This window comes from Sphingobacterium sp. BN32 (genome assembly GCF_030503615.1).
Classification (GTDB): Bacteria; Bacteroidota; Bacteroidia; order Sphingobacteriales; family Sphingobacteriaceae; genus Sphingobacterium.
Window position 1 is genome coordinate 1,953,923 of record NZ_CP129963.1, and the last position, 17,995, is coordinate 1,971,917.

The 17,995-nt window shown below is 38.4% G+C and carries 18 protein-coding genes and 3 tRNA genes; 6 read left to right on the forward strand and 15 right to left on the reverse strand.

Translation table 11 applies throughout. From position 1 onward, the window contains the following. Positions 1–181: 181 nt before the first annotated feature. The 9 genes from QYC40_RS08170 to QYC40_RS08210 all read right to left on the reverse strand — a co-directional run bounded on the left by QYC40_RS08170 (position 182) and on the right by QYC40_RS08210 (position 5,904). On the reverse strand, positions 182–439 hold the full coding sequence (locus QYC40_RS08170) for a hypothetical protein (protein ID WP_301993467.1): 258 nt from the start codon (positions 437–439) through the stop codon (positions 182–184). A 64-nt stretch (positions 440–503) separates the two neighbouring features. Continuing rightward, positions 504–1,091, reverse strand: a complete 588-nt coding sequence (locus QYC40_RS08175; protein ID WP_301993468.1) for an ATPase — start codon at positions 1,089–1,091, stop codon at positions 504–506. A gap of 10 nt (positions 1,092–1,101) precedes the next feature. Next, complete coding sequence (locus QYC40_RS08180) at positions 1,102–1,851, reverse strand: transcriptional regulator (protein ID WP_301993469.1); 750 nt, start codon at positions 1,849–1,851, stop codon at positions 1,102–1,104. Positions 1,852–1,854: 3 nt separating this feature from the next. Further along, a complete protein-coding gene (locus tag QYC40_RS08185; RefSeq protein WP_301993470.1) occupies positions 1,855–2,466 on the reverse strand; it encodes a hypothetical protein in 612 nt (203 codons plus the stop codon). 20 nt (positions 2,467–2,486) lie between these two features. Then, entirely contained in the window at positions 2,487–2,762 is a 276-nt protein-coding gene (locus QYC40_RS08190; protein ID WP_301993471.1) for a helix-turn-helix domain-containing protein, read from the reverse strand. A gap of 74 nt (positions 2,763–2,836) precedes the next feature. Then, positions 2,837–3,559, reverse strand: a complete 723-nt coding sequence (locus tag QYC40_RS08195; RefSeq protein WP_301993472.1) for an RteC domain-containing protein — start codon at positions 3,557–3,559, stop codon at positions 2,837–2,839. 299 nt (positions 3,560–3,858) lie between these two features. Then, positions 3,859–4,296, reverse strand: coding sequence for a DinB family protein (locus tag QYC40_RS08200; protein WP_301993473.1), 438 nt, complete (start codon positions 4,294–4,296; stop codon positions 3,859–3,861). A gap of 16 nt (positions 4,297–4,312) precedes the next feature. After that, the gene (locus QYC40_RS08205) at positions 4,313–5,656 is read right to left on the reverse strand and encodes a site-specific integrase (RefSeq protein ID WP_301993474.1); all 1,344 of its coding nucleotides are present in this window, start codon (positions 5,654–5,656) and stop codon (positions 4,313–4,315) included. Positions 5,657–5,819: 163 nt separating this feature from the next. After that, positions 5,820–5,904: transfer RNA gene (locus QYC40_RS08210), tRNA-Ser, on the reverse strand. 332 nt (positions 5,905–6,236) lie between these two features. Here QYC40_RS08210 and QYC40_RS08215 point away from each other — a divergent pair. Then, positions 6,237–6,310, forward strand: a tRNA-Arg gene (locus QYC40_RS08215). A 172-nt stretch (positions 6,311–6,482) separates the two neighbouring features. After that, positions 6,483–7,112, forward strand: coding sequence for a hypothetical protein (locus QYC40_RS08220; RefSeq protein ID WP_301993475.1), 630 nt, complete (start codon positions 6,483–6,485; stop codon positions 7,110–7,112). Positions 7,113–7,269: 157 nt separating this feature from the next. On the opposite strand, the gene QYC40_RS08225 is transcribed toward QYC40_RS08220, so the two are convergent. Further along, positions 7,270–7,515, reverse strand: a complete 246-nt coding sequence (locus tag QYC40_RS08225) for a hypothetical protein (protein ID WP_301993476.1) — start codon at positions 7,513–7,515, stop codon at positions 7,270–7,272. A gap of 148 nt (positions 7,516–7,663) precedes the next feature. After that, on the reverse strand, positions 7,664–8,110 hold the full coding sequence (locus tag QYC40_RS08230; RefSeq protein WP_301993477.1) for a hypothetical protein: 447 nt from the start codon (positions 8,108–8,110) through the stop codon (positions 7,664–7,666). A 300-nt stretch (positions 8,111–8,410) separates the two neighbouring features. Here QYC40_RS08230 and QYC40_RS08235 point away from each other — a divergent pair, with 300 nt between their 5' ends. Both QYC40_RS08235 and QYC40_RS08240 read left to right on the forward strand, forming a co-directional pair. Continuing rightward, positions 8,411–8,776 (forward strand): helix-turn-helix domain-containing protein, encoded by a 366-nt coding sequence (locus QYC40_RS08235; RefSeq protein ID WP_301993479.1) that lies wholly within the window; start codon positions 8,411–8,413, stop codon positions 8,774–8,776. A 239-nt stretch (positions 8,777–9,015) separates the two neighbouring features. After that, positions 9,016–9,462 (forward strand): nuclear transport factor 2 family protein, encoded by a 447-nt coding sequence (locus tag QYC40_RS08240; RefSeq protein WP_301993480.1) that lies wholly within the window; start codon positions 9,016–9,018, stop codon positions 9,460–9,462. Positions 9,463–9,526: 64 nt separating this feature from the next. Here QYC40_RS08240 and QYC40_RS08245 read toward each other — a convergent pair whose 3' ends face one another. The 4 genes from QYC40_RS08245 to rpe all read right to left on the reverse strand — a co-directional run bounded on the left by QYC40_RS08245 (position 9,527) and on the right by rpe (position 15,106). After that, on the reverse strand, positions 9,527–10,000 hold the full coding sequence (locus QYC40_RS08245) for a DinB family protein (RefSeq protein ID WP_301993481.1): 474 nt from the start codon (positions 9,998–10,000) through the stop codon (positions 9,527–9,529). A 73-nt stretch (positions 10,001–10,073) separates the two neighbouring features. Continuing rightward, positions 10,074–11,801, reverse strand: coding sequence for a M14 family zinc carboxypeptidase (locus tag QYC40_RS08250; RefSeq protein WP_301993482.1), 1,728 nt, complete (start codon positions 11,799–11,801; stop codon positions 10,074–10,076). Positions 11,802–12,008: 207 nt separating this feature from the next. Then, a complete protein-coding gene (locus QYC40_RS08255) occupies positions 12,009–14,276 on the reverse strand; it encodes an aconitate hydratase (RefSeq protein ID WP_301993483.1) in 2,268 nt (755 codons plus the stop codon). 149 nt (positions 14,277–14,425) lie between these two features. After that, positions 14,426–15,106, reverse strand: a complete 681-nt coding sequence (rpe, locus tag QYC40_RS08260) for a ribulose-phosphate 3-epimerase (protein WP_301993485.1) — start codon at positions 15,104–15,106, stop codon at positions 14,426–14,428. A 126-nt stretch (positions 15,107–15,232) separates the two neighbouring features. Between rpe and QYC40_RS08265 the strand changes: the two genes are divergently transcribed. Both QYC40_RS08265 and QYC40_RS08270 read left to right on the forward strand, forming a co-directional pair. Next, positions 15,233–17,362, forward strand: a complete 2,130-nt coding sequence (locus QYC40_RS08265) for an HD family phosphohydrolase (RefSeq protein ID WP_301993697.1) — start codon at positions 15,233–15,235, stop codon at positions 17,360–17,362. A 114-nt stretch (positions 17,363–17,476) separates the two neighbouring features. Continuing rightward, positions 17,477–17,563: transfer RNA gene (locus QYC40_RS08270), tRNA-Ser, on the forward strand. The last annotated feature ends 432 nt before the right edge of the window (positions 17,564–17,995 follow it).

Below are 17,995 nucleotides of genomic sequence, written 5' to 3' on the forward strand. Positions count from 1 at the left end.
GGTCGTGGTGCTATAACCAATATAATATATTTATTCGGTTTAAATTTGGTTGTTAAGAGAAAGTGTAGACGAAATTCGTATCCATCTTAGTCATAAGTTATGTGGTAAATCATTCTTAAATAAGATATGTAAATTTCAAATATCTCAACCGGGAAGTAAGGCGAAAGAAAGAGTGCAGACATCATCTGCACTCTATCAAAATTTCAGGGTGATCCCTTGTCGCTTGTAGCTCTTGAATTATGATTCTTTTCACTTTCTTTTCAAGATGCTTCGGTAAATCATCCTCGAATACGAGATAAACCAAGTCGCTGTTAATATGCTTGAAGAGATCGAATAGAAAATTCTCTTCGCCACAAAATCCATGATAGTCTACAGACTCTTCTTTTAAGCTGTTTTTGACTGATTCATGAAGTTCGAAATAGTTTGCTATTTCTTTCATAACGACAAAGGTAAGTTAAATAAGTACGTGTTTTTTGAAAATGGTCAACGTGCAATAATTTTTATTATTTTCTTTTGTCGGGGACTTTAGTGTCGAAACTTATGAGGTTTAACATCTCGCGGAGCCTGGATCTTAGTCTGTTTCCGTATGAGAGTTCGAGTTCGGTTGCTGAAAGATTTGTTGTTATGTGGGTTTGTAATCCTTTGCTGATGAATAGGTCGTATCGGGAGAGCAGTATCTCGGCCATTACGTTGCATTCGTTTCCGTATAATTTCATGTTCTGTTCTGATCCTAGATCGTCAAAGCAATAGTTGCGATAATTGCTGCTGTAGAGGTTTCCGCGACTATATTTGTGAATTACGAAATATCCATCCTGGATAAACTCGAAGGTTATATCCCTCGTGCTTTTTATGATGAAGTTGTTTTTCCCTTGTCCTAAAAACCTGCAGATATTTATAAGACTGGTTTTACCGCTGCCTATGGGCCCGGTTAGCATGATTCCTTTATCAAGATTGATATTTTCTTTTGCACAGAAGTCTTCGTCCCTCAGGAAGTATGCTGCGAGTTTTAGGATTACCGGCAGATCCTCCTTTTGGAGCTTGAATTTTAATCCATATAGATCTTTTCCTTTCCTGTCGATAAACTCGATCACCTTGGCGTAGTCATAGCGGTTCGAAGTAATTTTTTTTAGGTGTTGTATGGAGCTGCTGTGGTCTTGTTGTCGCGTTTGAGTTTGCATTTTTGTTGAATCTTGAAGAGTTTGCTATCCAGTTTTTTGCCGATGCTTTCCAATCTAACATCGGGCTTCTTCCGCCAACGAGCCATCCGTTGGCGGTGTAGTGATTTAGAAACTTTTGTGCTTCCTGTAGGGTCGATTTATTTGAGATAAAGAATTCTTCTACTGCGAATATTTGTGGCGGGATCTGCCTTGGATTATCTGTGTAAGCAATAATATCCTGATTTTTTAACCTGATTAATTTTTGATCGCTTGTATCCTTTTTTGAGCTCGCGCGAGGACTAATATTATCTTTGATGATATTAGTTGTTTGTTTATTATATGGCTCGTTTAATGGTCTTGTGGACAGATTTTGAACGGGTTCAGTATTTGTTTTGCTGTGTATGTTAGTTGGGGGAAAGAATCCGATTTCGCTTCCTTTTAGGGGATTATAAGATGGTTTGTATTCGATGTAAGCATTTTTATGAAGGTATGTCATTGCCTTGTGATATGTGGCCTTAGAATTGATCTTTGCGAGTCGCATGATGTCGTCGCGAATGATCTGTATCTTTTTTGGAAATCTCGCCTGGTTCCAGCATTGGAATAAAGCAATGAACAGACTCATGTGTGTCGGGGTAAAGTTTGGGTCTGCAGTTGATTTATTGAAAAAGTATGTGAGCTGCTTGATGTAGTTCATTTGTTAGTAGTTAGTATTTAGATCTATGGGTGCTAAATAGGTGGTTAGAATTGAGTTTTTTACGGTGTTGAGGCTTGTGCTAGTTTTTAGACCTATAGGTGCTAAATAGGTGGTTAGATTTGTTTTTGGGCATTGCTGTTGGATTTTAGAGGTTGGTCGAGATTGTGTAGTGCGCTTAGTCGTACGAGGTTTTGGTGCTAGTTGTTGTAATAGGGATGCTTCTTTGTCTATTTGGCGTTGTGTTTTTCGCTTTGATCGTTTTTTCGTATTGAGACCTTTGGGCGCTAATTTGGGTATTAGATAAAAGCTTATGGGCATTTGGCGTTGGATATTTGGGGATGGGCGATATTGAGCGATGTGTTTAGTTTTAGGGGCTTTTGGCACTATTGGTTGGATTAGAAATGATATTTGAGCCTTTTGACGCTTTGTTTTCCGGGTGGAGCTTTTTTGCGGATTACGTTTCGTGTTAAGAGCTTTTGGCGCTATCTTTTGTGTTAGATATATGTTGATGGGAGCTTGTCGTTGAATTATTGCTTCTGGACGATTGCGGGAAACTTTTTTAGTAGCAGGTTTTTTGGGTGTAAAAAACATGGTTATAAATGAGTTTTTGGTCATTTGATTTTGAATTTTTGGGGTTAGGCGATATTAAGAATAGCGTTTTTGTCTAGAATCTTGTTGATTGCGTCTAGATCATAGTAGTAGGTGCTTCCGACTTTGCTGAACTTTATTGCACCTGAGATTCGGTAGTTTTGTAGGGTCGCTGATGAGATGTTGAGCATCTTCTCGACTTCTTTGGATCGAAGCCATTTCTTTTTGATCTGTTGTTTTGTTTCGAGAATTCTTTCGAATTCTGCGATTAGCTCGATTTTAAATCTGTTCAAATCTTCTTTTGTTAGAATTTCTATTGACATAATTTTATTTTTTGTCATAAATTTCTGCTTTAGATTTGTGACTTTTTCCCAAGCCGGATGGTGTTGTGAAAGTTTTATGCAAAGAGTTCGTTGTCTGTATCTTTCATTCGTTTTTCGAGTGCCTCTTTCAGATTTTGTATAAATTTTGTTTTGTTGCCCTTGCGAGCTCTTATGTCGTAGAATATTCGGTTGTATTGTCCTAAATCTGTGTCGAACATTTGCTGTAGGTGTATTGCTATTTCTTTTAGTTCGGCTTTTCCATTATTTAATGCTCCAGAAGCGTGAAGCGCATATATCAATTCGATAAGATCGGTTTTGGAGCTTGTCCATTTCAGTTTAGAGGTTTCTTGTGGTGATTCTAAACCAGACAGTGTTAATTTGAGTTCTCGGATTGTTTTTTTGAGGTAAAGTCGCGTACGATCGTGAGCTTCAACGAGTGTAAAAATGTGTACGCTCGGGCTCTGTGGTTTTTGTTCGACTTCGAATAAAAAGTCTCCGGAGCGGATATAGATAAACTCGTTTATTTGTTTGAAATAGTGCTCATCGCGGTAGTTGTGTTGTGCTCGGAAATATCGATAGTAGACATTGTATTCCTTTAATTTCTTTTTAATCTGTTTTAGATGATATCGATAAAACTTGAGCTGAATTTCGATGTCGTATTTTGGTTTTTCGAATTCAATGTTTTGAAGATATTCGTAGTGTTGAATTGAAGCAAGTAGATAACATTTGATGTGTTTGAAATAAAAAATTTCGTCATTTGTGGATTTGAATGGTGCCGCTTCGTGTTTTTCTTTCACATGCTGCAGTATTGTAGAAATAAATTTTATTGTTTGTTCGCAAAACTGATAGTGATCATTCTTGTACTCTTCTGATTTTGAACTAATAAAGGAATGGATTTCTGACTTAATTCTGGTAAGGGTTAATTGCATTTGGGCATTTACTATTACGGGTATTACAATCGTAATGTAGATGTTATAAGGATAAATTAAGGTTTTGGAATTGTTAAGTTATTGTGATTCGGATGCTTAAGTTGACGTTGGATAATTGAAAATTTAGATATGAAGCTTGATTTATCGGGTGGCGGGTGGGCCTGGTCTTAAATGTAAGTGCGACCGGTAATTTGGCTCAGATGGTGGACTAAATGCGCATTGTAGTCTGCAGCTAGAAATTCTAACGTCTGATCATTTGCTCTTCTTTGAAGATCATCGGAAGATAGATTCTTCCAAAGATTAATGAGTTGGATATTTTGAGCCTTCCATAATTTAATCAGCTGCGGATTGTCGATATTTTGATAGTGATTGTATTTACACCAGTTGTCTTGATCATAGGAAACTATGGGGTTAACTTGGAATTGTGCTAAGAGAAATCGTCTGTGATTATTGGTAACGCTATCAATCAGATGTCCTAAGATTTCTTTCTTACTCCATTTTAGAGTCGACTCCTTTAAAGCGAATGTTTCTTCGTCGATTGCCTGCAGGTGTTCTTCCGCTAGTTCTACAATTTTGGTTAGTTGTTCGATCGTGGTTGAAATCATTCTGCAAAATAGTATTTTACATAGACTTCTTATTGTGATTTTTGCTTTTTGGTTCTAACAATGATCTTAGTTCGTCCATATCGTTTGCCACTTTTCGGTCGGTTATCTTCGCATAGTGTTGTGTTGTTCGGATGCTTTTATGACCAAGCATTTTGGAAACGGACTCGATCGGTACGCCATTAGAAAGTGTTACGGTTGTCGCGAAGGTATGCCTAGCGCAATGAAATGTTAACTCTTTGTGTATGCCGCATATTGTTGCTAGCTCTTTGAGATAGGCGTTCAGTTTTTGGTTTGATGGCACCGGGAGGAGACGCGTTTCGTTGTTTGATTTTGGGTGATTTTCGTATTTATCGATTATCTGTTCGGCTTGCTTTAGCAATGGGATCTTTGAGGGAATATTTGTTTTCTGCCTATGGGTATGTATCCATTTCTTGCCGTCTATTCCTTTTACCAAGTTGTCTTGCGTTAGTTGCTTTACGTCGATGTATGCAAGTCCGGTGTAGCAGGAAAAAATAAACAGATCGCGAATGATGTCCAGGCGCGGTATATTGATTTCTTTCGCGATAATCTTCGACAGTTCTGTTTCGGTTAGCACATCTCTTTCAACTTCCTGGAGTTTGGGTTTGTAATTTAAAAATGGGTCTGTCGATAGCCAACCGTTAGCGATGCACAATTTGATGATTTTCTTGAAGTTCTTAATGTACTTTACAGTGGTGTTGTTGCTGCAGGATTTCTCGGTTCTAAGGTAGTAGTCATATCCGGTTATAAATGCATGGTCGATTTTGCTGATCGCGATATCGTCCGCTCCATATTGAAAGTTAATATATTTCTTTGTGTGCTGCAGCGAAACTTCGTAGCGCTCATGTGTGCCGGCGGAATATTCGATTCCAATGAGGCTCTTTATCTTTCTGTTGTGTTCTATGAATATGGGTATCAATGTTCTTTCGCGCTCCTGGCTCTTTCCTTGAAACGCATTCATAAAGTTGTCTATTGTTATCGGGATGTTTTGGTAGGTCAGGAATAGTTCGATCTGCGTCAGCTTTGCTTTTTGCTGCTCGAGGTAGCTGTTTATTGAACGGGCTTCTTCAGTGTTGCCCTTGACTTTCGTCAGTTTTGCATCCCACTGGTTTGGTTTTATGTATTTCTTGGTGGTGAATTCTTTCCGCTTCTTGTCGATCGTGACCCGGATGTATAGGGGCTGTAGTCCCTGAGCGTTGGCTTTTGTAGCGCGCGGGTAAATGTGAGTGGTAATTCTTGCATTCATCGTGGTGGTCTTATTTTGCTTGTTCAAATTATCGTTTGAATTGTGTTGTGTCAAGATGTTCAACTGATGGTTCGGATGTTGAATTTTCTTGGTCAACTAGGTGACTGTTTTAGCGAGACCTTTTGATGGTTATGTGCGAGGTCTCGCTAAAGTCTCGCTGGAAATAAGACTTTTGGGAAGATTCTGGATGCTGATAAAAAGAAAAACCCTATTAATTGTGAAATTAATAGGGTTTTGATATTTTCTCCTTGAAAGGATGCGGAGAGTGAGGGATTCGAACCCCCGAACCTGTGACAGTTAACGGTTTTCAAGACCGCCGCATTCGACCACTCTGCCAACTCTCCGCGACAAAAGTACAAATTCTGATCTGTTCTCCAAATAAAAAGTGAAAATAATATCCTTAAAAACGGCCTTACAATGCTAATAACACTGATATTTAAGCTGTTATTACTCCAAAATATTTTATCCTTTATAGACTCAGCTTACTAATTTCTTTTTGATTTTCTATTTACACACTTTTTAAGCGTCGGTCACCAAAAACCCTTATTTTAGGGCTGGGGTAAACATTGTAAATTATGTTGTTGGAAAGCAATCACTTATTGGTGGTTGTATAAAATTTATCGGAAAAATTTTGCTTTTTACCCTCAAATAGCTACTTTTGCTTCACAAAATAAAAGCGCCAATAGCTCAGCTGGATAGAGCAACGGTTTTCTAAACCGTAGGTCTTAGGTTCGAACCCTAATTGGCGTACTATTTATTTAAAGCCTTTCAATCAATGAGAGGCTTTTTTTGTGACAAATTTCAGCGAATAAATCTATGCGCTCTACCTTGTTTACGAAGTCAATTAATAATCCATGTTAAATTTTCATTAACTCGTTGCTAGCCAGAATCGGTAAGACTATTTTTAATAAAAATGGTGATAATGGATTCAACACAGATTGATCAATATTTAACAAATTTAGCAGACAGACTCATTAACAAATCGAAGAGAATAATGCTGCTACCTTTAAGAAATTGGGAATATCAATTCCCCAATCTACCGGCGGTATTTATATTTATAGAAGCAAATGAAATATGCTTTGTTGGAGAAACGAAGGATCTTAGAGTTAGGATGCGGAAATTTTGTCTCCATAAAAATGATCGTTTTAAACGCGGTTTCGGAGTATTCCACTTTCCCAGCCACCCAGATCTTAACATGTCTAAAGAAGAGTCAATTTCTGATGAGGCAAACGCTCTCATTGCAAATAAGATTGCTGAATTAATAACTTTCGCTTATATACAGGTTAATTTTGGACGTGCAGAATTGAAAGATCTATTAGATAAGAGAATTAACGCAAAATATACTGGCACCTTAGGTAATACCAAACCTAAATCTAAAAATATTAAAGAGTTGAGAAAGACTTTTCGAAATGCTTATAAACGTTGGTCTACTGATGAGGATCATCTCTTAACATCGCTGTTCTATCAGAACAAAACAATAAATGAACTAGCAGATATTTTTAAACGACGAACGTCGGCAATTCGTAATCGGATAGAAAAACTAAAACTATAACTGTTTATACGCTGCAAAATTATGGCGTCCATTCCTATATTTCCGTACGCATAGAAAGGAATATAAAAAAAGCGAGAAATAAAATCCCGCTATTTTTTTATTCATTGCGCAGCTAAAACGCCGAACAGTTTTGTGCTATGGAAGTTTTGCTATCGGATTATTCGACTTCGATTACACGCTGTACATCTTCGCGAATATCATTTGGCAACATCATAAATATCTCCTTTTTCACCATTAAGGGTGATAAATCTGGGTCAGCATGATTAGTATCGATGGTTACCAAAGTCTCAAATCCACCATCTAACCATTTCCCTTCGTCTTCCAAATATGTTTTGTGTTTTTCATTCAATAAACGTAATCCCTGTAAAATACGTTCATTGCTCAAGGTTTGATTGTTTATCATATCTAAATGCTTTTCCATTAACTATTAACGTTAGATATTAAATAAATGTATAATCTGTATGTAACAATTGTATGCTTATGTTTTTTTAAACATAAAAGCAGACTGCTAGGTCTGCTTTCAATATTTAGAAGTTTTTATAAACAACAGTTTAGTTCTTTTTGGTATAAAACGCTTTTTGATGAAAAGCAGAAGTTTTATCAGCCTTTATTTGTAGTTCAAAGCTCGAATAATTTTTATCGATGAAAATATAGAAATACGGGTATGTAGATTTAACATTTAACGTTATAATATCAGGAATTTCATCTGCTTTATTTGCGTTCGATACATCATAGCCCAAACGCGTCGAGACGCCATCTTTATTTGTGCATTCCAAAACGTTGTCTACAAATCTAACAGACTTTATTTCGGCCATTTCATTTTCAACGACAGTACCTTCAATCTCATCCCCTTCTAAAAGTTCAACACGGTCGGGCGTCCAAACCGTATTTCGCAAATCTGAGGCAATTTGATCCTTAAGTTTTGGTGGCTTAACGTCGTTATCGCTACATGCGATAAAAAATACACTTATCAGCAATAGGAGTCCAAGTTTTTTCATAGTATTTTATTTTATGCTTTAAATGTATGTTTTATTGCTACTATTCAAAATTGTATTTCGGTAATTGTCATATTAATACGACAGCAAAAACGATAAACCTCTAGTCTTTTGATCATTGCAAATAGAAATCCCCAATGTTAACAGCCGGAATACACGATTATAAATATTAATTCACACTAAATTGTGTGAAAAATGACGAAATTTTATTGAATCTATTTTCGTTAATAAATAAATTACTTAGTTTTGATGTGCTTTAACATTACACTATTAATACATTAATTAGCCCCCGAACACAGTAGTATGAAAACATTAAAAAACGATCCCCCAGAATGTAGCCTCAATTTGCTCGCCATGCGCGACACCTTAGAAGTACTGGGCGGGAAATGGAAATTACTCATCCTTCATTATCTAATTACTCGCGATGATCAGATTAACACGTTCAAGAAGATGCAAAGAGAGATCACCGGCATCTCCGCAAAAATGCTGACGAAGGAGTTAAAAGATCTGGAAGAAAACCATCTGGTTCATCGTGAACAACAAAACACAAAGCCAATAACCGTAAGGTATAGCATTACGGATTACGGTCGCTCCTCCGGTGATCTAATTCAGCAATTGGTTGAATGGGGAAAAGCGCATAGAATTAAGTTGCTAACCTCCACTGAATAACACGAATAAATAATTTTTCCCTTAAATAGCCTTCTCTATCCTTAGTGAAGGCTATTTTCTTTCTGTTTTACGCTCGGTGAATATTCTTTCCAATTTTTCACCGAATCCTCCCCCACTTTCACCGAATATTCTTCCGCTTCAACCTAATCAACATAGGCCTGCATACCTATTCGCTCTACCTTTGGAGTATCAAATAAGAAATAATAACAGAACAATTAAACATTAAAAAAATAAAAGACATGAAAACTCTAACTAAAACTTTCGCAATCGCAGCATTACTATTCGTTTCATCGGTAAACGTATTTGCAAACCCTATCAAGGAGGAAAAGAAGGCATTGAACAAAGCCGTTGTTGAAAATGTGGTCGATGAATATATCAATGCAACGGTAAAAGGAAACACACTTTACATCAGCGATCTTTTCGACAGCAACTTCACACAGAAGTTCAATGGCGGTAAATCACAAAAAACATCTGGAAAAGAAGATTATATCAGCTTCTTAAAGAAAAATAAAGGCGTTCAATATGATTGCGAAGTGAGCTATGAGCTGGTTGAGAAGAATAGCAATTACAGTTTAGCACGCGTTACTTTAGACTTCGGAAACTTTAAAAGAATCGACTATGTTTCAATCAATATGGATAAAGATGGCTGGAAAATCAACGAAGTCAATTCTGTATATCAAAAATAATATCTCCAATGATAACACAAAAGAGGGTTAAGCAAGACTGCTTAACCCTCTTTTGTGTTCTTGATTATCTATCCCAGAAAAATGGCGGCTCGATGCCTAATGCACGCAAGTACACAAAACCTTGCGCACGATGATGTATTTCATTATCTACGAAATACAAAAGGTTCTGATAGACTGGAAATTCATATTCCCCAAACAAGTTAAAAGATTCGTGAAATTGTTCATCAGGAATCTGATTAAACAGCTCGTTGATCTGAACGGTTTGCCTGTCCCATTCTTCGAGAAGATCGCTTTTTGTTTTCAATTCTGGCAACTCGTGAGAATAACCTTCGATTTTCTTATGAACTATACCGTCCAAGCCTGGGGCGCCGATGCTCAGCAATTCTTTTATTAAATCGCCGAATACGCGCATGCCAGCAATTGAGAACTTAAAGATCTCCGATTCCGGAAAAGCTTCGATCGTTTTCCTTGTCAATGTACGATGTCCTTGCCAATGTTTCAAAAACTCGTCTCTGCTAATAATTTCTGTTGTGCTCATCTGTTTAAATGTTGATTAATGATAGATTCAAAATTAATGGCAGATTTGACAAGGGAATGTCAGCAGTAAAATATTAGTCCACAATTCTTGCTACGGGATATAAGTTGAAAGTCTTTTCATAAAATGGGCTTCGCTGATACAGCCATTGCAATTGGGCAGCAGCACTTTCCTTAAGTTTCCCGTCGTTCGACTTGGCTTCCTCAAAAGATCTCTTTAAATCCTTATCCTTTTTAAGCATCTCAGCAGCATAATCCTCGAAAATATAGCCTGAGAAATATTCCTTCTGTGAGAGTATTGCATCAAAAAAATTCCAATTGAAAAAAGAATCTGTATCCTGCGGCTCTAAGGTTTCGACGATATAACGAATGGACACTTGATCAGTAGGAATAATCCAGTCACCTTTAAAATAAGCTTGCTTTCTGTTTACAGCTTCCACTTCAACTGCACTATGGGGATAATGCCCTTCATAAGGCCTATTAGCTGTTCTATAATCGCGTATATAATACATTTGGGCATCGATGACCGTATCCTGCTTTAGCTGTTGCATATCGACTCTATTGGCCTTCAATAGTTGGATTACTTTTTCGTATGCCTGGGGAACGATATATGCTTTTGGCTTTTCAATGCGCAATGTCTCCTTATAGCTATAATAATGCGGGATACTGCTACTAAAAGGCTTTTCTCGATCATAAAATAAGCGCTGCTGTCCGCTGACCTCGCTAATTTTATGTCCACTCTTAAAACCTAGGAATGGAATCTGCTCAATCTTAGTGGTATCCAATTCCCATTGAATTGGAAACTCTTTTTGATGAACGAGCTCGTGCTTTATTTGCCGACGAAGTTTTACCAGATCCTTTGCCTCTTTTTTTAGGTTTTCATGCAAAATTCCCATGAGTGCGTAAGTTGATTCTACGCGTTCCTTATAGGGTTTCCACATATGTGTTTCCGGCATATAGCCGATAGTATGATGTAAAGCAGCATAGCCAGTTGAATAACGCGCGCCGTCAAGAAAAGAAACTAAGCCTGTTTCCGGAGTCTCGCCTTTGGAATCAACATAGGGAACCATTGGATATCCTTTTTTCTCCATTTCCTGATATATCCTATTCGTAAATCGTTCTTTCATATAGCCCCCTAGCTTGGGATGTAATTTATCGGGATGTGTAGCAATCAGGGTCATGATATGCTGATAGTCTGCGCCATTGCTGGTATGAGTATCAAAGAAAACATCCGGATCCCAGGTGCTAAAGACTTCATTGAATAGCATCGCATTTCTGGTATCCGCTTTAATGAAATCTCTGTTTAAATCGTAGTTCTGTCCACTTCCACGGAAACCATATGCATTTGGACCGTTCTGATTCGCTCTTGTTGTTCCTCTATTGATCATCCCCGCAATATTATAAACAGGTATCATACAGATAACTACCTCCGACGACAGCTTGTTTTGCTTTAAGAGATCCCTTACGAACATCATACTAGCGTCGATGCCTTCCGGTTCGCCGGGATGTATCCCGTTGTTCATAAACAACACCGCTTTTCCTTTCCTTTTTATACTTTGAGGATCAAAATCCGCATCCTTCGATAAGACAATGAGTTGAAGTGGCTTGCCAATATCTGTCTTTCCTAAATCAATAATTTTTGCTTGCTTTTGATCTTTTAAAAGTTCCTGATAATAATTCTGGAGCTCATTATATGTGACTGTTGTATTATGCTCCGGATCTCTCTCGAAGGGGATTTGTTGTCCGAATACATTATTTAGCGTCAGTATTAAAAAAACGCTCCATATTGTAATAGTTGCTCTCATAGTATTGAAAAAAGTAATATTGGATGATCGACCTTCGACAAATCTACCGAAATATGCTTAGAAAAGGAGAAAGATAGGATGAATTGGATTCGGCAGTCTACTCAAATGTAAAGACCTCAGAGAGAATAAGCAATGAAAAAAGCCGCTCGGAAATAGAGCGGCTTTAATATTTTTAATCTTATTGCTAAGATTTAAACTGTTGGAGTATTACTTAGCTTGGTTAGCACGAATAATATTCAATGCACCACCAGCTTTAAACCAACCGATTTGTTGTTCGTTATAAGTATGGTTTGCTAAGATTTCTTCCGAGGTGCCATCAGCATGGTGTAATACCAAGGTTAATGGTTTATTCGGAGCAAACTCAGTTAATCCAATGATATCAATGATATCATCTTCTTGGATTTTATCGTAATCTTCCTTGTTTGCGAATGTTAATCCTAACATACCTTGTTTCTTCAAGTTCGTTTCGTGGATACGAGCGAATGATTTCACTAATACCGCGCGAACACCTAAGTGACGAGGCTCCATTGCCGCGTGCTCACGAGAAGAACCTTCACCGTAGTTCTCATCACCAACAACGATAGATCCGATGTTAGCAGCCTTATAAGCGCGTTGCGTTGCAGGAACTGGACCATACTCGCCTGTTAATTGGTTCTTAACGTTATCTGTTTTATCGTTGAAGTAGTTAACAGCACCGATTAACATGTTGTTAGAGATGTTATCCAAGTGACCACGGTATTTCAACCAAGGACCTGCCATAGAGATGTGGTCAGTCGTACATTTACCTTTAGCTTTGATTAATAATTTCAAACCTTTAAGATCTGTACCTTCCCATGCTGCAAATGGCTCTAGCAATTGCAAACGATCTGAAGTTGGAGAAACATCTACAGTAACTGATGAACCATCTTCAGCCGGAGCTTGGTATCCTGGATCATCTACTGCGAATCCTTTTTCTGGTAATTCATCACCAGTAGGTGGATCTAATTTAACTTGCTCTCCATCTTTGTTTGTTAAAGTATCTGTAACCGGGTTAAATCCTAAGTCACCTGAGATAGCGATAGCTGCTACCATTTCAGGAGAAGTTACAAATGCAAAAGTATTCGGGTTACCGTCAGCGCGTTTCGCGAAGTTACGGTTGAACGAGTGTACAATTGTATTTTTCTCTTGCTTGTCTGCTCCTGCACGATCCCACATACCGATACATGGACCACATGCATTGGTGAAGATTGTTGCATTTAGATCTTCGAAAGTTTTCAATAAACCATCGCGATCCGCCGTAAAGCGTACTTGCTCAGAACCTGGGTTGATACCAAACTCAGCTTTCGTTACTAATCCTTTTTCAATAGCTTGCTTAGCAATAGAAGCAGCGCGTGAAAGGTCTTCGTAAGAAGAGTTTGTACAAGAACCGATTAATCCCCACTCTACTTTTGTAGGCCAGCCGTTTTTACCAGCTTCCTCACGCATACGAGAGATTGGAGTATATAAATCTGGTGTGAAAGGACCATTCAATGATGGCTCTAACTCAGACAGGTTAATTTCAATTAATTGATCGAAGTATTGCTCAGGGTTAGCATATACTTCTGCATCAGCAGTTAAATGGTGTTTGATAGCATTTGCAGCATCAGCAACTTCTTCACGGTCAGTAGCACGTAAGTAACGCTCCATAGACTCATCGTATCCGAAAGTTGATGTAGTAGCACCGATTTCAGCACCCATGTTACAGATTGTACCTTTACCAGTACATGATAATGATTCTGCACCTTCGCCGAAGTATTCTACGATAGCACCAGTACCACCTTTAACAGTCAAGATACCAGCCACTTTCAAGATTACATCTTTAGGAGCTGCCCATCCTGATAATTTACCTGTTAATTTAACACCGATTAATTTAGGGAATTTAAGCTCCCATGGTAATCCTGCCATAACATCACAAGCATCCGCACCACCAACACCGATAGCAACCATTCCTAGGCCACCAGCGTTTACTGTGTGTGAATCCGTACCGATCATCATACCACCTGGGAAAGCATAGTTCTCCAACACTACTTGGTGGATAATACCTGCTCCTGGTTTCCAGAAACCAATACCATATTTATTAGATACAGAACTTAAGAAGTTGAACACTTCTGAACTTTCTTGCTTCGCACGAGTTAAATCCTGGTCTGCACCATCACGAGCTTGAATCAAGTGGTCACAGTGAACTGTTGATGGAACTGCAGCTTTCGGACGACCTGCTTGCATAAATTGCAATAAAGCCATCTGTGCCGTAGCATCCTGCATCGCAACGCGATCCGGTGCGAAATCAACATAAGACTTACCTCTCTCGTAAGCTTCCGTAGCGGTACCATCCCAAAGGTGCGCATACAAAATTTTCTCTGCTAATGTCAAAGGCTTATTCACCACCTGACGAGCTGCATTGATGCGCTCATCATACTGTGAATAAACTTTTTTGATCATGTCTATATCAAAAGCCATGTATTATTTGTTTAAATATGATTTACTTTTAACTAATTCTATTGGAATAAATATTTACTTACGCCAACAAGAACAAAAATACAAAAAAAACCAAGTTAAAGTTGCATTTATGCCACCTTGCTGCAATTTGGAAATATTCTAAACAAGTGTTAAACCAGCTGAATTGTAGGGTCTACTTCCTTTAATTCTTTCACCGTTTGAATGGGATTCTCAGAATTGAAAACAAAACTTCCCGCAACCAAAACGTCAGCACCAGCCGCTAATAATTTACCTGCATTTCCTGTTCCCACTCCCCCGTCGATCTCGATAATCAAGTCTGTACCCTCTTGTAAAGCTAGCGCGCGAAGTTCTTTGATTTTGGAATAGGTGCGCTCAATAAATTTCTGACCACCAAAGCCCGGGTTAACCGACATCAAACAAACTAAATCGATATCCTGAATAACATCTTTTAATAAGGAAACCGGCGTATGCGGATTCAACGCAACACCTGCTTTACATCCCAACTCTTTAATAGCTGCTAGCGTGCGGTGTAAATGCGTGCAAGCTTCATAATGTACGGTAATAATTGCTGCACCATTATCTTTACATGCTTTTAAATAGCGATCAGGATCAACAATCATCAAGTGAACATCCAAAGGTTTCTTTGCGTGTTTAGCAATTGCTTGCATGACCGGAAATCCAAAAGAAATGTTAGGAACAAATACACCATCCATAATATCAATATGGAACCAATCAGCTTCGCTGTTGTTTACCATTTGGATATCATCATAAAGTTTAGCAAAGTCAGCCGCTAGAATTGATGGGGCGATTAAATGTTGTTTTGCAGACATGTCATAATTTTTTTGCAAAGATAGGAAGTAATAATCGCTAATGACGAACATCCCCATACTTTTCAGAAATAAGGGGCATTTACACGAAAATAATTACATTTGTTTGATAAGGAAGATTATAAGAACGTGGCGAAACTAAAGATTAACTACCCGAAAGACAAGTTACAGCAGAACTCAACCCTATGGAAATATGGGATGGTTGTGATTACGATTATTTTAATCTGCATATTCCTACCAAAACAACCCCGTTTCCAATATGAGTACGAGAAGGGAAAACCATGGAATCACGAAAACCTGACTTCCCCTTATAACTTTGCTATCCTGAAGACGCCAGAGGAGCTTGCGCGTGATAAACAATATATTCTCCGTACCGTACAGCCCATCTATAATCTTAACGACGTAGCAAGCAAGGAGCAGATCGATCAGTTCAACACCGACCTAAATGAGAAATGGCAATCTAGCCAGCTCGACTCCTCGGGTACCGATATTTCAAAGTATAGAGAGGTCGGCACTGCCCTACTCAACTATGTCTATAATCGTGGAATTATCTCCTTAAATAACCGATTCCAAGTCAAAGGAAATGACTCCGTTAAGAATGATGCGACAGCTATGCAATACAACTTTGTCTTGGTACATGACAATGTCGCTCAGCAAAAAAATACAGTCGATTGCTTTACCATTGAGTCGGCAAATAAATACCTACGCGAAGCAATAGAGAAAAATGAACTGATTGATCATAAGGCATGGTTTGCTGAGGTGCTAAAAAGCTATGTCACTATTAACTTCGTGTTTAATGAGAGCCAAACCAACAAAGTCGAACAAAACGCCTTAGCGAATATTTCGACCACCCGAGGGATGGTGCAAAAGGATGAGTTGATAGCCGAGCAAGGCAAGATCATCAATAACGAGGCTTACCAAAAACTAGAGTCTTTGCGGAAAGTATTTGAAGATGAATCTCGGATATCCGGAGAACAGAATCTCGTGATGTTCGGCCATTTCATCTTGATATCATTAGCGATGTCGCTATTGATGGTATTCCTATTCTATTTCCGTAGGGATATCTTCAATAACAATCGCCTGCTCTTCATTATCTTCATCGTTATCCTCGTTATGCTCGGTGTTTTGAGTTGGGCGATTAAGATGAAGATCCCGAGCTTGTACTACATTCCTTATTGTAGTGTGCCTATCATTTTTAGATTGTTGTTCGATACTCGTATCGCCCTCAATATCCATATCCTGATGGTGTTAGTAGCCGGCCTATTTGTACCAAATAGCTTCGACTTCGTCTTCCTGCAGTTCACTTCTGGCATGGTGGCGATATACAGTATAAAAACGCTAGTAAAAAGAGAGCAATTCCTGGTCTCCAGTGTGATTATCTTGGCGACTTATATTCTTGCTTATATCGGATTAGTATTGACGCGTAACGGCTCCTTCTCGACCATTTACTGGCAAGACCTCCTACCGTTTGCTGTCAGTGTCGGATTAACGCTTCTAGCCTATCCGCTGATCTATGCATTTGAGAAGTTATTCGGCATTGTCTCTGACCTGACGCTGATGGAATTAACCAATAGTAATTCCCGTCTATTACGCGAGCTATCCTTGAAAGCTCCAGGTACCTTTCAACACTCGCTGCAGGTTGCAAATCTTGCCGAAGCAGCTATCTATAAAATCGGTGGCAATCCGCTATTAGTTCGTGCAGGCGCATTGTACCATGATATCGGGAAAATGATCAACCCGCTTTATTTTATCGAGAACCAGAAAACCAATGATAATCCACATGAGGAGCTAACGCCAGAACAAAGTGCGCAAATTATTATCTCGCACGTCCTGAAAGGGATCGAGATGGCAAGAAAGCATCAGATGCCAGAGGTCGTGATTGACTTTATCCGTACGCACCACGGTACGACAAAGGTTGATTACTTTTATAACCTAGCGGTAAAGGATAATCCTGATAAGGTTATCGATGAGTCTATATTCAAATATCCTGGCCCTGTGCCCTTCTCCAAAGAGACTGCAGTATTGATGATGGCAGATTCGGTTGAAGCCTCTTCCCGCGCCTTAAAAGAGCCTACAGAAGAGTCCATCAATAACCTTGTGGATAAGATTATAGATCATAAGTTAATGCAACGCCAGTTTGCAAATGCGGATATTACCATGCGTGATATTACTGAAGTATCCAAGATTTTCAAATCTATGCTGAAGAGTATTTACCATGTTCGTTTAGATTACGATTTAAGCAAGAAAAAAGACAACTAAATAAAGGAATTGACATTCAGCAGGTTGTCATTTCGTATGAAAAAATTGTTAAAAATTAGCGATAACAGCTTTGTAGAGTGAAAATTTTGCTTTATGTTTGCACTGTCAAAACCCGGAGAGGTGCCTGAGTGGCCGAAAGGAACAGTTTGCTAAACTGTCGTACTGGAAACGGTACCGCGGGTTCGAATCCCGCCCTCTCCGCAAAGACATGAGAGCAACTGTAAAAAGTTGCTCTTTCTTGTTTTAAGCCATTTTTCTCTTTTTCATCTATTATAATTTCTTATTAGACACAGGGCTTTCAACAGAATTTCCCACTCTCCACAAATCAATTTAACAATTGATGATGAACAGCATAGTATAATTAAAAAAAGCTATTGAACATTAAATACAATCATATTAAACTCGAAATAAGACGTTGAGCTGATCTCACCGTATTTTTTAGGACCGCAATAAGTAGCTTTGCGATAAAACCTGTTCAATATATTCTGAATAACTAGTTTACAATACTTGAATATCTAAATAAATTGCTTTAACGAAATTAGCCTATAGAAATCCATTAGCAAACCTATTATCAGAAGCTCAACGAATTTAAACTTTTTGTATATTCGTTTCGCCAACACAGCTGTTAGCAGA

What these genes read in the sequence shown, in the direction of transcription:
- QYC40_RS08250 (WP_301993482.1), bottom strand. Translation starts at nt 11,801, where the DNA reads ATGAGAGCAACTATTACAATATGGAGCGTTTTTTTAATACTGACGCTA.
- QYC40_RS08185 (WP_301993470.1), bottom strand. Translation starts at nt 2,466, where the DNA reads ATGACCAAAAACTCATTTATAACCATGTTTTTTACACCCAAAAAACCT.
- QYC40_RS08200 (WP_301993473.1), bottom strand. Translation starts at nt 4,296, where the DNA reads ATGATTTCAACCACGATCGAACAACTAACCAAAATTGTAGAACTAGCG.
- rpe (WP_301993485.1), bottom strand. Translation starts at nt 15,106, where the DNA reads ATGTCTGCAAAACAACATTTAATCGCCCCATCAATTCTAGCGGCTGAC.
- QYC40_RS08235 (WP_301993479.1), top strand. Translation starts at nt 8,411, where the DNA reads ATGAAAACATTAAAAAACGATCCCCCAGAATGTAGCCTCAATTTGCTC.
- QYC40_RS08180 (WP_301993469.1), bottom strand. Translation starts at nt 1,851, where the DNA reads ATGAACTACATCAAGCAGCTCACATACTTTTTCAATAAATCAACTGCA.
- QYC40_RS08255 (WP_301993483.1), bottom strand. Translation starts at nt 14,276, where the DNA reads ATGGCTTTTGATATAGACATGATCAAAAAAGTTTATTCACAGTATGAT.
- QYC40_RS08225 (WP_301993476.1), bottom strand. Translation starts at nt 7,515, where the DNA reads ATGATAAACAATCAAACCTTGAGCAATGAACGTATTTTACAGGGATTA.
- QYC40_RS08190 (WP_301993471.1), bottom strand. Translation starts at nt 2,762, where the DNA reads ATGTCAATAGAAATTCTAACAAAAGAAGATTTGAACAGATTTAAAATC.
- QYC40_RS08220 (WP_301993475.1), top strand. Translation starts at nt 6,483, where the DNA reads ATGGATTCAACACAGATTGATCAATATTTAACAAATTTAGCAGACAGA.
- QYC40_RS08230 (WP_301993477.1), bottom strand. Translation starts at nt 8,110, where the DNA reads ATGAAAAAACTTGGACTCCTATTGCTGATAAGTGTATTTTTTATCGCA.
- QYC40_RS08170 (WP_301993467.1), bottom strand. Translation starts at nt 439, where the DNA reads ATGAAAGAAATAGCAAACTATTTCGAACTTCATGAATCAGTCAAAAAC.
- QYC40_RS08245 (WP_301993481.1), bottom strand. Translation starts at nt 10,000, where the DNA reads ATGAGCACAACAGAAATTATTAGCAGAGACGAGTTTTTGAAACATTGG.
- QYC40_RS08240 (WP_301993480.1), top strand. Translation starts at nt 9,016, where the DNA reads ATGAAAACTCTAACTAAAACTTTCGCAATCGCAGCATTACTATTCGTT.